General features: G+C 62.8%; 16 protein-coding genes and 1 rRNA gene. 14 read left to right on the plus strand and 3 right to left on the minus strand.

Annotated features, from left to right (window positions below):
* Nucleotides 1–11: 11 nt before the first annotated feature.
* Nucleotides 12–491: a hypothetical protein gene (locus BOO71_RS06990; protein ID WP_075831236.1), complete on the minus strand. Its 480-nt coding sequence runs from the start codon at nucleotides 489–491 to the stop codon at nucleotides 12–14.
* A 203-nt stretch (nucleotides 492–694) separates the two neighbouring features.
* Here BOO71_RS06990 and BOO71_RS06995 point away from each other — a divergent pair, with 203 nt between their 5' ends.
* From BOO71_RS06995 to BOO71_RS07025, 7 genes are all read left to right on the plus strand, one after another.
* Complete coding sequence (locus BOO71_RS06995; RefSeq protein ID WP_075831251.1) at nucleotides 695–1339, plus strand: response regulator transcription factor; 645 nt, start codon at nucleotides 695–697, stop codon at nucleotides 1337–1339.
* Nucleotides 1340–1373: 34 nt separating this feature from the next.
* A complete protein-coding gene (locus BOO71_RS07000; RefSeq protein WP_254843069.1) occupies nucleotides 1374–1577 on the plus strand; it encodes a hypothetical protein in 204 nt (67 codons plus the stop codon).
* A gap of 135 nt (nucleotides 1578–1712) precedes the next feature.
* Nucleotides 1713–2543, plus strand: coding sequence for a serine hydrolase (locus BOO71_RS07005; protein WP_075831238.1), 831 nt, complete (start codon nucleotides 1713–1715; stop codon nucleotides 2541–2543).
* Nucleotides 2544–2793: 250 nt separating this feature from the next.
* The gene (locus tag BOO71_RS07010) at nucleotides 2794–3636 is read left to right on the plus strand and encodes a c-type cytochrome (protein WP_083653158.1); all 843 of its coding nucleotides are present in this window, start codon (nucleotides 2794–2796) and stop codon (nucleotides 3634–3636) included.
* A 42-nt stretch (nucleotides 3637–3678) separates the two neighbouring features.
* Nucleotides 3679–4344 carry a ubiquinol-cytochrome c reductase iron-sulfur subunit gene (locus tag BOO71_RS07015; protein WP_075831240.1) on the plus strand — a complete coding sequence of 222 codons (666 nt, stop codon included), beginning with the start codon at nucleotides 3679–3681 and terminating at the stop codon, nucleotides 4342–4344.
* A 55-nt stretch (nucleotides 4345–4399) separates the two neighbouring features.
* A complete protein-coding gene (locus BOO71_RS07020) occupies nucleotides 4400–5716 on the plus strand; it encodes a cytochrome b (RefSeq protein ID WP_075831241.1) in 1317 nt (438 codons plus the stop codon).
* Between the two features lie 76 nt (nucleotides 5717–5792).
* Nucleotides 5793–5987 (plus strand): hypothetical protein, encoded by a 195-nt coding sequence (locus tag BOO71_RS07025; protein WP_075831242.1) that lies wholly within the window; start codon nucleotides 5793–5795, stop codon nucleotides 5985–5987.
* Nucleotides 5988–6059: 72 nt separating this feature from the next.
* Here BOO71_RS07025 and BOO71_RS07030 read toward each other — a convergent pair whose 3' ends face one another.
* Complete coding sequence (locus BOO71_RS07030; protein WP_075831252.1) at nucleotides 6060–6311, minus strand: DdrH; 252 nt, start codon at nucleotides 6309–6311, stop codon at nucleotides 6060–6062.
* 184 nt (nucleotides 6312–6495) lie between these two features.
* Between BOO71_RS07030 and BOO71_RS07035 the strand changes: the two genes are divergently transcribed.
* The 6 genes from BOO71_RS07035 to BOO71_RS07060 all read left to right on the plus strand — a co-directional run bounded on the left by BOO71_RS07035 (nucleotide 6496) and on the right by BOO71_RS07060 (nucleotide 12472).
* Nucleotides 6496–6918: a HesB/IscA family protein gene (locus BOO71_RS07035; RefSeq protein ID WP_075831243.1), complete on the plus strand. Its 423-nt coding sequence runs from the start codon at nucleotides 6496–6498 to the stop codon at nucleotides 6916–6918.
* Nucleotides 6919–7231: 313 nt separating this feature from the next.
* Nucleotides 7232–9028: a peptide ABC transporter substrate-binding protein gene (locus tag BOO71_RS07040; protein ID WP_075831244.1), complete on the plus strand. Its 1797-nt coding sequence runs from the start codon at nucleotides 7232–7234 to the stop codon at nucleotides 9026–9028.
* Between the two features lie 123 nt (nucleotides 9029–9151).
* Complete coding sequence (locus BOO71_RS07045; protein ID WP_075831245.1) at nucleotides 9152–10144, plus strand: ABC transporter permease; 993 nt, start codon at nucleotides 9152–9154, stop codon at nucleotides 10142–10144.
* 42 nt (nucleotides 10145–10186) lie between these two features.
* Complete coding sequence (locus tag BOO71_RS07050; protein ID WP_075831246.1) at nucleotides 10187–11116, plus strand: ABC transporter permease; 930 nt, start codon at nucleotides 10187–10189, stop codon at nucleotides 11114–11116.
* Between the two features lie 87 nt (nucleotides 11117–11203).
* Nucleotides 11204–11704, plus strand: coding sequence for a crossover junction endodeoxyribonuclease RuvC (gene ruvC / locus BOO71_RS07055; protein ID WP_075831247.1), 501 nt, complete (start codon nucleotides 11204–11206; stop codon nucleotides 11702–11704).
* A gap of 12 nt (nucleotides 11705–11716) precedes the next feature.
* The gene (locus BOO71_RS07060; protein WP_075831248.1) at nucleotides 11717–12472 is read left to right on the plus strand and encodes a PrsW family intramembrane metalloprotease; all 756 of its coding nucleotides are present in this window, start codon (nucleotides 11717–11719) and stop codon (nucleotides 12470–12472) included.
* 26 nt (nucleotides 12473–12498) lie between these two features.
* On the opposite strand, the gene moaD is transcribed toward BOO71_RS07060, so the two are convergent.
* Entirely contained in the window at nucleotides 12499–13176 is a 678-nt protein-coding gene (moaD, locus tag BOO71_RS07065) for a molybdopterin converting factor subunit 1 (protein WP_075831249.1), read from the minus strand.
* 444 nt (nucleotides 13177–13620) lie between these two features.
* Between moaD and BOO71_RS07070 the strand changes: the two genes are divergently transcribed.
* Nucleotides 13621–13858 (plus strand): 16S ribosomal RNA (locus tag BOO71_RS07070); the annotation flags it as partial.

The following is a 13858-nucleotide window of genomic DNA, read 5'->3' on the forward strand; positions in this document are numbered from 1 at the left end:
GGCAAAAAGAGCTACTGCCGCCGTGTCTGATCGGGAATCAGCAGCGTTCTGAGGGCGATGTTGCTGCCCCACACCCCGCGCAGGCTGTTCTGAAGCGCCGAGTTTCGCACCGCCTCGTAGATGGCGGGGGGCATGTTGACCGAGGGGTAGACGCCCGTGGTTCCGGCGGGGGTGACCCGCACATCCAGCGGAAAGCCCAGGGCCACGGTGGCGATCAGCACACCGCCCAGCGCCAGACCGCCCACCCCCCCGGCCAGCAGATGCCAGGGCTGTTCGGCAGCGTGGGGCAGCAGGCGCACGATCATCACGGCGCAGCCCAGGCCCAGCAGCAGCGCGGCCCCGGTGGTCACCAGCGGGCCGCCCAGCGAGGCCACCAGAAAGCAGATGGTCATGCCCAGCCCTCCCCAGGCCAGTCCAGCCAGACCGCGCCGCGCCCCCAGCGCGGTCATCACGGCCAACAGGGTCACCAGCAGGGCATCAAACCAGGTCATCACGCCCGTCAGTGTAGCGGGGCAGTCCTTACAGATTGTTTTCAGAGCAGGGGGTGGGGTGGGGCATCTGCCGTGCCGGATGCTGCTGAGGTGACCTTTTCCCTGCGTGTGCGCCTCCTGCTGGCTTGGCCCGAAGCGGAAGCCAAAGGTAGGTTCCCTTCCTCATCTGAGCTGCGCCCTGCCCTACACTGCTAGCTATGTCTGTGATCCGTGTCCTGTTGGTCGATGACCATGCGCTGTTTCGCCAGGGCCTCCGCAGCCTGCTGGAGTCCGAGGGCATGCGCGTGATCGGCGAGGCCGCCAACGGGCGCGAGGCCATCCGTTACGCCGCCGATACCCACCCCGACGTGATCCTGATGGACATCCAGATGCCCGAACTGGACGGCGTCAAGGCCACCCAGAGCATTCTGGAGATCGATCCGAATGCCAAGGTCATCATGATCACCATGTACCGCCAGGACCGTTATGTGTTCGAGGCGGTCAAGGCCGGAGCGCGCGGTTACATCCTCAAGGACGCCGACGCCACCACGCTGCTGGACGCCATCAAGCGGGTGGCCGGGGGCGAGGCGCTGCTGGACGCCGACATGGCCCAGAACGTCCTCGACGACTTCCGGGACAAGCGCGAGGAACTGCCCAGCGAGAAGCACGCGGACCTCAACGAGCGCGAGACCATGATCCTCAAGTTGCTGGCCCAGGGCTTTTCCAACCAGGACATCGCCCTGCGCCTGGACATCTCCGAGAAAACGGTCCGCAACCGCCTGTCCGAGATCTTTACCAAGTTGCAACTGAACAACCGCACCCAGGCCGCCCTGTACGCCATCCGCGAGGGCATCGCCAACCTTGACTGAACGGCGCAGGCGGGGCGGGGGAGAGGCCGGACCGGTGACCTTCCGCGCTGGCTGTCTGCGCGAGTGGGTGCTGAACAGCGCTGAGGCCGATCTGGCCTACACCGAACAGGCATTTCCCGAGTGCCCCACCTGCCCCCACCGCGTCGAGCCGGAGGGTGGGCCGCCATTTTGTACGTTGCGTCCGGTGAATACGCCGCACCCCTTTGCCGCGCTGGCCGGACTGAATCTGCCGGAATAGGGAGAAAACCCTGGCTCCCCTCAAGGGGAGCTGGCCGCGTAGCGGACTGAGGGGTTAACTGTGGGAGCCACCCTGGAAACCCGCAGAGCGAACTCTCTATCTCATCTCCGCCACCACCCTGCTAAATTCCTCCGCATGACCTCTCCCTTCCTGTCCGATCTCCGCGCCCAGGGCTATGTCGGAGAGATAGGACTGCGCGTCTGTGACCTGACGGGCCGCGAACTCTTTGCCCTGAACCCGGAGCGCGTCTTTCCGGCGGCCAGCACCATCAAGGTGCCGCTGCTGATCCTGGCGCTGGCGTGGGCGCAGGCGGGGCGGCTGGATCTGGAGTCGCGGGTCACGCTGGAGGCCACTGACCGGGTGTCCGGCGCGGGCGTGCTGCACGAGCTGGGGCCGGGTCTGGCCCTGAGCTGGCGCGACGTGCTGACGTTAATGATCATCGTCAGTGACAACACCGCCACCAATCTGGTGATCGGGCGGCTGGGCGTGGAGGCCGTGAACGACTGGCTCACCGCGCACGGCTGGACCGAAACCCGGCTGGTGGGCAAATTGCAACTGCCGCCCGGGCAACGCAACGCCGCGCAACTCCGGGGCGAACGCAACCGCACCACCGCTGCGGATCAAACCGACCTGCTGGGCCGTCTGGTCCGGGGCGAGTTGCTGGACGCAGCGCACACGGCGCTCGCGCTGGACATTCTGGAACGCCAGCAGTTCCGTGACCTGATCGGGCGGGGGCTGCCGCGCGCGGAGAACGGCGAACACCTGTACCGCCTTGCCAGCAAGAGCGGCGAGCTGGACGGCGTTCATCATGACGTGGGTGTGCTGTATACCCCGCGCCCGCTGGTCATCGCCCTGCTGACCGGGGGGGGCACGGACCGCCGTGAACTGCCCGGCAACCGCGACGTGAATCTGCTCTCGGAGGCGCTGTGGCCGCTGCTCTCGGCGCTGGGAAAGGTCTACGGATAGGGGACATTTAACCGTCCGGTCAGGCGCATCATAAAGCTCGCCGGAGTGTCGCCTGATGATGTGTGCTGGAGCGGTGCAGAGTGCGACACAGACGGTATCAACAGCCGCTGAGGACGCCACGGGTGCATGCTATGCTTCCCATCGATCCGGCTCAGATTTGAAGCTCATCGGCACAAGCCCAAGGATGGCGCAGTCTATCAGGCCATTTCATGCGTGAGGGAGAAAGAACGTGGAGAGAAACGACGCTGTAATGCCCTGGGTCGCCATCGTGTGCGCGGCCATCATGTGGATTCTTTTGCTGTTCCTGTTCAACAAGGAAACCGCGCCTGAACCCGTCACTGTTGACCCGGCCATCGTGGCGAACATCAGCAAGGAATACCCGACCATCGGCAAGGAACTGTATACCTCTGCTGGCTGTATCGGCTGTCACGGCGCACAGGGCCAGGGCATCGTGGGACCGGCGCTGGCCGGAGACGCCAAGATCCTGCGCGATCCGGTGTACGTGCATAGCATCCTGGTCAACGGCAAGGGGGCCATGCCCGCCTTCGGCGAGAAGCTCAAGGAAAACGAGATCTACGCCGTTGCCAACTACATCCTGAACACCTGGGGCAACAAGGAAGACGCGCTGCTGACCCCGGCCACCGTCGCGGCGGGCCAGAACAAGATCGATCCTGCCGTCCTGAAAAACCGCAGCCGCTTCGTTCCCGAGGACATCAAACTCCCGGAAATCTTCCTGGCCACCTTCATCATGGTGCTGCTCACCTACGGCCTGATCGGTCTGTACAGCGTCTGGGCCGAGGGCACCGAGTTGCACCCCGGCATCCACAAGGTGCGTTCCACGCCGATTGCCATGCTCAGCATGGTCGTGACACTGGGGCTGGTCCTGCTGTTCAGCGTGCTGTTTGCCCGTCAGATGGTGATCGATTACGCGGGCTGGGGGGCCAAGGAACCCGTGATGCCCAACGTGACCGCCGAGGGCTTCTACGCCGCCATGATCATCCTGCTGCTGGCCGTGGCCATCGGACTGTACAAGAAGTTCTTCATGGACGGCGAGGTGCTGGTAGAAGACGCCAGCGGCGAATTCCCCTGGTAATCCTTCCAACAACCCACTTCCTTTCCTAGAGAGGTTTCAACCATGACCCGTTACCGCAAGCAAGACCCCGAAATCACCCGCCGCCGCTTTATCAATGCGGCCATGGGCACCACCGCCACCGTGGGCATCGTCAGTCTGGTGGGCGTGCTGGGCACCGCCAACCCTATCTTCCGCCTGACCCGCGACAAGATGCCCCCTGTTCCCGGCGACATTCTGGTCCACGCCGAACCGTCCAGGGAAGGGCAACTCGTCAAGGTCAGCGACCTCAGCGAGAAGCTGGTGCGCGCGTGGCCGCAGGGCAAGGCTGAGGACGGCTCGCCACTGATCCGCAAGGGCGATCCCAACAACGTGCTGTGTATCTTCCGCTTTCCCAAGGGCCAGATCGTGGCCCCCACCGTCATGGAAGCGACCATCGACAGCGAGATCGTGGCCTACAGCGACATCTGCACCCACGCGGGCTGCTCGGTGGCCAACGATGATCAGAACGTGGGCGACATGAAATGCCCCTGCCACTCCGGTCAGTACGATCCCAAGCGCGGCTGCAAGGTCATCGGCGGTCCGCCTCCGCGTCCGCTGGCGCAGCTCCCGATCAAGATGGACGGCGACAATCTGGTGGTGGGCGACTTCTTCCTGGAATTTCCGTACCCCTTCCTGACCGAGCAGGAATGGCAGGCCCGCATCACTGCCGTCAAGTCACAGCTCGCATGAAGCCCTTCCCTGTCCGCAGCAGGCCCGCCCCCAGTCAGCACAAGGAGAACAGCGAATGAACCAGTGGCTCGACGAACGCCTGAACATCTCGCGCCTGAACGACAAGTTCCTGCGCAAAGCCTTTCCTGTTCACCACAGCTTCTTCCTGGGTGAAATCACGCTGTTCAGCCTAATCATCCTGATCATCACGGGCATCGTGCTGGCGCTGTCCTACGAACCCAGCAACAGTCTGGTGGTCAACTCCTTCGATCCGGGCACCACCGCCAAGCCCAACATGCTTCCGGCGGCCTACCACTCGATCCTCAAGCTCAATGCCATGCCCTTCGGGGACATGCTGCGCCGTATTCACCACTGGATGGCCAACATCATGGTGGCCGCCGCCGTCATTCACATGATGCGCATTTACTTCACCGGGGCGTTCAAGAAGCCGCGTGAAATCAACTGGTGGATCGGTCTGCTGCTGCTGATCTTCGCGGCCCTGACTGCGGTGACCGGCTACATCCTGCCCTACGACAACTACTCCTACAACACCGTCAAGGTGGTCTACGGCATCGCCGCCTCGATTCCCTGGATCGGCACCTGGCTGGCGCAGGCCGCGTTCGCGGGGAACTTCCCCGGCGACGGCATCATTCCGCGTATCTACGGCTACCACATCATGTTGCTGCCGGGCATCCTGCTGGCCCTGACCGGCGCGCACATGCTGCTGATGATCAAGCAGAAGCACACCCAGCCGCAGTACGCCAAGCGGCTGGCCTACAAGAAGATCGTCGGCGTGCCGCTGCTGACCCAGCAGACCCCGATCATGCTGATGCTGACGCTGCTGTTCGCCGGGATCGTGATCCTGTTTGCCGCCTTCATCCCGGTCCACCCGTCCGAGTTCTTCGGGCCGCCCAGCACCACCCCGATCAACAACATCAAGCCCGACTGGTATCTGTTGTGGGTCTTCGGTGCGCTGGCCATCATTCCCAGTTTCGAGTTCGATATCTTCGGCGGCTTTATCGGCTCCGAGTTCGTCGGCGCGATCCTGCTGCCCACCGTGGTCATCGGCGTCATGTTCGCCGTGCCCATGCTGGACCGCAGCAAGGACATGAACTACTACGCCGAGAACCCCACCAACCATCCGGTGCGGCTGGCAATAGGCACAGCGTTCATGGCCATGCTGCTGGTGATGTCTGTGGCCGGGTACAAGCCGGACCTGATCAGTGCCAACGTGCTGACCACCGCCAACGCCAACACCGTGCTGTGGATTCTGCTGTTCGCGGTGCCCATCGCCACCTACTTTGCCACCATCGGCATCGTGCGCGGTATCCGTTCCCTGCGTGAAGCCGACGAGCGCGAGTCGATGGCCCACGCCGCCGCCGCAGACGACTGAGTAGCGCCCATTTTTCTCAACCGCCCTGGCCCTGTGCCGGGGCGGTTTTTCTATGCCTCCTGCTTATGCTGTGCGGGTGAATGATCTCGCCGTCTATCTGGCCGCCGAGGCCCGCCGTCTTGGCCTGGAATCAGGTGCCCTGGAACACGCCCCGCCAGAAGCCGTGCAGACCTTCGCTCAACGCGTCCTGCATGAGCTGGCTGCGCTGGGCCTGATCCGGGGGAACGAGGAACTGGGCTGCTGGGCCACGCCGCGCCCAGGTGGTCATTGAAGGCAAGAAAAAACCGCCCCACATGGAGGCGGTTGGAAGGTATAGAGAACTGGAGCTAGAGAAAAAGGGGGCTTAAGCCTGAACGCGGTTGCTGGGCCGGACCACGGCGGGCTGCTCGCCGCCCTCGCGGCTGCCGGCGGCGTAGCCCACCTGCGCGCCAAATTGCCAGGCCAGTTTGATCATGAACTGGATGGCTTCCTCGTCGTGGTTCTGGATCAGTTGCCGCAGATGTTCGGGTAAGCCTTCGGGCAGTGGCATGGCCCCGAGCTGCTCGTTGTACTCGGTTCGGAGCTGCTCGAACCACTCGGCGTAGGGGTTCGTCATGGGGTCCATCTTAACATGACCACACTCAAGGAATGTAAGCGGGAGTGATGGTTTCGGGAGGAATGGGCGCAGCGGAGACTGGAATCGGGGGAGCGGTCCAGCACACTTTCAAACCTGCCCTGCCCTTCGTTCACTTTGCTTTCCGGGCACCTTTTTATTGTTCCAATGGTGTTAGGATTCACGCATGACGGCGATCTCCCACTCTGAAACCCACGGTGACATGGCTGAAAAGCCCATGACCATCAGCGAATTTGGCGCGCAGAAGGCTCTGGGCATCATCGGCCAGAGCGGCAAGGAAAATGCAGGCGTGCGCGTGTTCATCAAAAGCGGTGGCTGTAGCGGCTACCAGTACGGCATGGCCATCGACGACCGCGAACTGGAGGGCGACACCATCGTGCATGACCGGGGCGTCAAGCTCTTGGTGGACCACATGAGCCTGTCGCTGTTGCAGGGCAGCGAGGTGGACTTCGTGGAGAACATGATGGGCGGCGGCTTCACGGTCAACAACCCCAACGCCACCAGCTCCTGTGGCTGTGGCCACTCCTTCCGCACTGACAGCGGCCAGTCGCCCGACGGCGAGGGCAGTAGCGGCTGCGGCAGCCACTAGGTCGTCGCCGCTCTCAACATTCCAAGCTAGACATTCCAATCCAACGAAGGCCGGGACCCCGTGTTCCGGTTTTTTGTTATGTGTGCGGAAGATCTGGTGGAACGCACGATTTTCGGGGTTCCATCTGTCTCGGAAAATAGAATCGCCAGACACGGGCATGCTTCCCGCCGCGTTCCCCTGCTGCCGGAATCTGCAATTCAGGTCGCCCCATTGCAGACATTGCGCTTGACACGGCTTCATGCCGCCCTATACTGACGCTCATCTACACAGTTAGGGGCCGTGATTGGCCTGCTCAATGGTTCTGGAGGCGTTCATGAAAGAAGTGTCCCTGAAGAAGATTCTGACCCTTTCCGCTCTTTTGCTGGTGCCTGCGGTCCTGGCTCCGGCGCTGGCCGGGCCGTCTAACAACAGCCTGGTCGTCGGCACCTCGCAGGAACCGCCGAACATCTACGATCCCTGGGTCACCAACAACCTGGCGATCAGCACCGAGATCAACAACTGGATGGGCGCGGGCCTGACCGGCCTGGACAACGCCGGCAAGCTGTACGCCGACATGGCGACCACCGTTCCCACGGCGGCCAATGGCGGCTACAAGCTGATCAAGGATGCCAGCGGCAAGGTCACCGGCAACAGCCTGACCTACACCATTCGCCCCGACGCCAAATGGAGCGACGGCTCGCAGATCACCACTGCCGACTTCGAGTTCTGGCTGATGGTGCAAAACGATGAGCGCGTGCCCGTGCCGGACCGTTACCCCTACGAGAACGCCAAGATCACGCGCGGCGCGAACAACAAGACTTTTACCATCACCTTTAACCCGCCGTACCTGTTCGCCGATCAGGCCGGTGCGCCCGGCGTGGCCCCCTCCGCCTCGATGAAAGCTGGCTGGGACGCCTTCAACGCGGCCACCAAGGGCCAGAAGCCCAGCGACGCGGTCAACGAGCAGTGGATCAAGTTTCTCAACCAGTTCACCACCTCCAACAACCTGCCCAAAGTCGTGGCTGGACCCTTCAAGCCCACCGCGTGGCGGCCCGGCAACAGCCTGACCATGACCCGCAACACCAACTACTGGCGCAAGCCCAGTGGCGGCGAGAGCAAGTACGTGCAGACCGTGACCTACCGCTTTATCCCCAACACCAACACTCTCAAGGTCAACGTGCTGTCGGGACAGGTGGACGCACTGGCGACCGTGGGGCTGTCTTTCGATCAGGCCATCGATCTGCAACGCGGTCAGCGTAAGTTCAGCACCTACTTCGTGCCTGGGTCGGTGTGGGAGCATATCGACATCAACACGCGCGGCCAGAAGGCCAAGGACCTGCAACTGGACACTCCTGGCATTCGTCAGGCGCTGCTGTACGCCATCGACCGTCCCAGTCTGGTCAAGGCGCTTTTTCAGGGCAAGCAGCCCGTGTCCAACGTCTTTATCAACCCGCTGGCGACCGTGTACAAGAAAGACGTTGAGGAGTACAAGTTCGATCCGGCCAAGGCCAAGGCGCTGTTCGCCGCCGCAGGCTGGACCCCGGGCAGCGACGGCATTCTGCAAAAGGGCGGCAAGAAATTCAGCCTGAACTTCGGTACCACGGCGGGCAACAGCGTGCGCGAGCGCGTGCAGCAGATCTTGCAGGCACAGTGGAAAGCTGTGGGCGTGCAGGTCAACATCCAGAACTATCCGTCCAGCGTGTTCTTCGGCGCGGATTTCCTGTCCAAGGGCGAGTCGGGCAAGTGGGACCTGGCCATGTACGCCTGGACCAGCAACCCCATCTTCGAGGAAGGCGACCTGTTCAAGGGTTCGGGCGTGCCTACCGAGGCCAACGGCTACTCGGGCCAGAACAACTCCGGCTGGATCAATGCCGATTACGACAAGTTGCAGGCCCAGGGCCGCACCGAGTTCACCCCGGCAGCGCGCAACAAGATCTTTGATCAGATGCAGACCATCTGGGCCAAGAACGTGCCGTCGCTGCCGCTGTACTACCGCGTGAACCCGTACATCCAGGCCAACGGGCTGGCCAACTACGACTTCAGCGCCTACACGCTGTACCCCACCTGGGACGCCTACCGCGTGGGCTGGACCAGCAAGGGCGCAGTCTCGGCCCACAAGCAAAAAGAGTAAGCGGGGGAACTGGGCGCACACCGCCTGAACTCCGCACGGGGGAGAGGATGCGCCGCACACTGGCCTTCCTCTCCCCCCTTACATTCACCACTCTGACCCGCTCATTGAAAGGATGGCCCCGCTATGGCAACCTACGCCCTGCGCCGGATTTTGCAGATGATTCCGCTGCTGCTGCTGATCAGTCTGGTGATCTTCGGCCTGACCGCCCTGCAACCCGGCGATCCGATCGATCAATTGATCTTCGGTAACCCGCGCATCACCCCCGAGGACATTGCCCGGCTGCGCGAGGCTTACGGCCTGAACACGCCCTGGCCGGAGCGCTACGTGTCATGGCTGATGCGCGCCTTCCAGGGCCAGTTTGGCTACTCGCGCGATTTCGGCATTCCGGCCACGCAGTTCATCTTCACGCAGCGCCTGCCCAACACGTTGCTGCTGACCATCCCGGCGCTGGTCATCAGTACATTGATCGCCGTGCCACTGGGCATCTACTCGGCCATCCGGCAGTACAGCCCGGTGGACAACATTCTGACGTTCCTGAGCTTCGTCGCTTTCAGCGCACCCGTGTTCTGGATCGGCGTGATGGCGCTGTACCTGTTCGCGGTGTACCTGCCGCAGGTCACGGGTGGAGTCATCGCTCTGCCCCCCGGCGGTCTGGGCAACCTGACACCCGACGACGGGTTCTGGCCGTTCTGGCTGGACCGCCTGAAATACCTGATCCTGCCGCTCTCCATTCTGATGTTCCGCGAGATCGCCTCGGTCAGCCGCTTCATGCGGGCCAGCTTTCTGGAAGTGATCGGACAGGACTTCGTGCGGACGGCCAAGGCCAAGGGGCTGCCCAACCGCTCGGTGATCTTCAAGCATGCGCTGCGAAATGCCCTGATCCCGATTGTGACCATCCTGGGCCTGTCTATTCCCGGCCTGTTCGGCGGCGCGGTCCTGACTGAAACGGTGTTCTCGTGGCCGGGCATGGGCCGCGCGCTGCTGGACTCGCTGGTCAGCAAGGACTTCAACGTGGTGATGCTGTGCCTGATGCTGCTGGCTATCCTGACCGTGGTGTTTCAGCTTCTCGCCGATCTGGCCTACGCGCTGGTCGATCCCCGGATTCGCTACTCGTGAGGCTCCCAGCCCTGAGATTCCAGCCGTGAAGGTGGCCCTCCCATGACAATCACTGCGCCCGCCCCGCCCGCCGAGAAAAGCTACTCCTCTCTCCAGATGTCCATGCGCCGGCTGCGGCGTCACAAGGCGGCCATGATCAGTCTGGCCTTCATCGTGTTCGTGGTGCTGGCGGCCATCCTTGCGCCGCTGATCGCCCCCCACGATCCCAACACGCAGGATCTGGGTGGTTTCTTCGCGCCGCCGAGTTCCAGCTTCCCGCTGGGTCAGGATGAACTGGGCCGCGACGTGCTGTCCCGCGTGATCTATGGCAGCCGCATCAGCCTGGTGGTGGGCTTCTCGGTGGCGCTCATCAGTTCGCTGCTGGGCACCCTGATGGGTCTGGTGGCCGGCTTTTTCGGCGGCCTGACCGACTCGGTGATCAGCCGCTTCATCGAATTCATGCTCAGCTTGCCCACCCTGCCGCTGCAACTGGTGATCTCGGGGCTGTTCGCCAGCAGTGACGCGCCGTTCATCGTGGGCCTGCGCCAGAACCTCGGCTCCTCGGCCAGTGTGGTGATCATCATTTCCATCTTCGCCATCTTCGGCTGGATGGGCACGGCCCGACTGGTGCGCGGCGAGGTACTGCGCCTCAAGAATCTGGAATATGTGGACGCCGCCCGCGCGCTGGGCGCAACCAACAACCGCGTGATGTGGCGGCATCTGGCCCCCAACATGCTGGGCATCATCGTCGTCAGCGCCACCATCGACGTGGCCGGGGCGATTCTGGGCGAGGCGGCCCTGAGCTTCCTGGGCTTCGGCATTCAGCCCCCCGTCTCCACCTGGGGCAACATGCTCAGCAACGCGCAGGAAGTCGTTCTCAGTTACCCCTGGCTGCCCTTCTACCCTGGGCTGGCGATCCTGTTCACCGTGCTGGCCTTCAACTTCCTGGGCGACGGGCTGCGCGACGCTTTCGATCCGAAAAGCCGCCGCTAGACTCTGCACGTATGGCCGCAGCCGGAGGAAACTCCGTGCCTGCGGCTTTTTTCGTCCCACCAGTCCCTTTTCCCGTATGCTGGACGCATGATCGTCCTCGGCATTGATCCCGGCCTCGCCAATCTGGGCCTCGGTCTGGTGGACGGCAATGTCCGCAAGGCCAGGCACCTGCACCATGTCTGCATTACCACCGAGAGTGCCTGGGTCATGCCCCGCCGTCTGGCCTACATCCACAGCGAGGTCAGCCGTCTGATCGAGACCTATCAGCCGGAAGCCGTCGCCATCGAAGACCAGATTCTGCGCCGTCAGGCGGACGTGGCCTTCAAGGTGGGACAGGCGTTCGGCGTGGTGCAACTGGCCTGCGCTCAGGCGGGGGTACCTGTGCATTACTACGGCCCCATGCAGGTCAAGAAGTCGCTGGTGGGATCGGGCCGCGCCGACAAGGAGCAGGTCATCTATATGGTCAAGGCGTCGCTGGGCGTGCGCGAACTGTTCAACAACCACGCGGCGGACGCGCTGGCGCTGGCACTGACCCATCTGGCGCACCAGCCGATGCAGGCCGCTGCCGCCCGGCTGGCCCGCGCTTAACCGTCCCAGCGAATGCCTGCCGCTGCCGCGCTGACCCTGTCCCTGCTGGCATCCGTGGGCGTCACGCTGTGGTGGCTGTGGTTCTTCGTGCGCCGGGACCGCCACCCGGAGCCACTGTGGCTGCTGGCCCGCACCTTCGCCTGGGGCATGTTCGCGTGGCTGATCGCGGCGGCTTTCGAGGCCAGCCTGGGCAGGATGCTGGACTCCACGTTGCCTCTGACCCTATTGCTGGTGGCGCTGCTGACCGCCGTGATCGAGGAAGGCAGCAAATTCGTGGCGGCCACTACCGCCATTACCGAGCTGTCCTTCGACGAGCCGATGGATGGACTGGTCTACGCGGTGACCGCCGCGCTGGGCTTCGCCCTGATGGAAAACGTGACTTATACGCTGGGCTTCGGCACTGGGGCCGCCACCTGGCACGCGCTGGTCACCACGCTGGCCCACGCGCTGTTCAGCGCCCCGCAAGGCTACGCGCTGGGCGGCCTGCACTGGCAGCAGATCCGAGGCCCAGGCTTTGGGAGATCGGGGCTGGGTTCAGTGCGGGGCTGGATTCTGCGTGGCGTGTTGCTGAGCATGGCGCTGCACTTCGCCTTCAACGGTCTGGTGTCCGGGCCGCCCGGCCTGTGGCCCTTGCTGGCGCTGGGCGCGGTGGTTGCGCTGATGATCGGTTTGGCGAGCCGCTACTACCTCAGCTTCGAGGCGCATGCCCGCGAACACGGTCCCTCGGCCTATTTTCTGGAGACCCAGGCGCAACGCAATTCAAAGTAAAAATTAGGCAAGTAATGAGGAGAGGTTTAAAGCGCCGGATGTTCCGAGTGGCCCTCCACCCAGTGCTGGCCGTCCTCATCGCCCTCGTGCTTCCACACGGGGATTTCTACCTTCAGGTACTCGATCAGCAGATCGCAGACTTCCAGTGCGGCCCGGCGGTGCGGGCTGGCCACCCCAATCAGGATGCTGGCCTCGCCCGGCAACAGCCGTCCGGTGCGGTGCTGAATCCAGATCCGCAGTTCACCGTACTTTTCGCGCGCTGCGTCTGCCGCGCCCTGCATAACCTTGCGGGCCATCGGCGCGTAGCCCTCGTAATCGATGTAGTCGACGTCCTTCCCCTTATTCGGGCTGCGGACCGTGCCCACGAAATACGCCTGCGCGCCGCACTCGGGCCGCACCAGAAAAGCGTCCGCCGTCTGAAGCAGCAGGGGTTGATCGGTCATCTCGCAGTGGGTGGCCGGGTCGCCGCTCCCGCCCGCCACTGGAGGGAGAAAGGCCACCTCGTCTCCGTCTTTCAGGGCGTGGTCCGGCGTGGCGTAGTTCTCGTTCACCGCCACCATGCATCCTTTCAGGCTCAGACCATGCTGCGCCTCGATCAGAGAGGCCACCGCCCGCACATCGGCTCCATCGGGGGCGTCCAGCGCCAGTTGCTCAGTCCCGATTTCCCGCCGCAGGTGGGCAAAAAACACCACGTTCAACCGCATGGATTCAGGCTAGCACGCGCCTCACAGTCTGCATAAACCCCTGCTTGACGGCCCAGATCCCAGCGCTGGACTTTCTCGCTCTGGCCCAATCTTCAGACGTTGGCGGGCCATCGAATGCAGGTATTGACAGATATGCCTTACAGGGATATAGTTCCCTTCGCCCGTTAAACAGGCGAGTGGAAAACCCCAAGCTCTTCGGAGAAAAAGGCCCACTGGGACGCATGAAAATCTGGTGTTGATAATGATGACAGGACCGCTTCGACAGAGGCGGGTGAGCGGCCCTTCCAAATACGGAAGTGGCTCCAGATTCACGAAAACAGAAGGCACGGGTTTCGGCCTGTGAACTTCAAAGCAGACCCGCTTCTACGGAAGGGGGCAGCCAAGCGAAAGCTTGGGTCAACGAACTAACATCTGCAAACCTTAGGGTTTGCAGTGATAGACCATTTTATGGAGAGTTTGATCCTGGCTCAGGGTGAACGCTGGCGGCGTGCTTAAGACATGCAAGTCGAACGAGATCTTCGGATCTAGTGGCGCACGGGTGAGTATCGCGTGACTGACCTGCCCCAAAGTTCCGAATAACTGGCTGAAAGGTCAGCTAATACGGAATGTGCAGCATCCTCGTGTGGATGTTGTAAAGGCTATGACCGCTTTGGGATGGGGTTGCGTTCCATCAGCTAGTTGG

Source organism: Deinococcus marmoris (assembly GCF_001949125.1).
GTDB classification, from domain to species: Bacteria; Deinococcota; Deinococci; order Deinococcales; family Deinococcaceae; genus Deinococcus; species Deinococcus marmoris_A.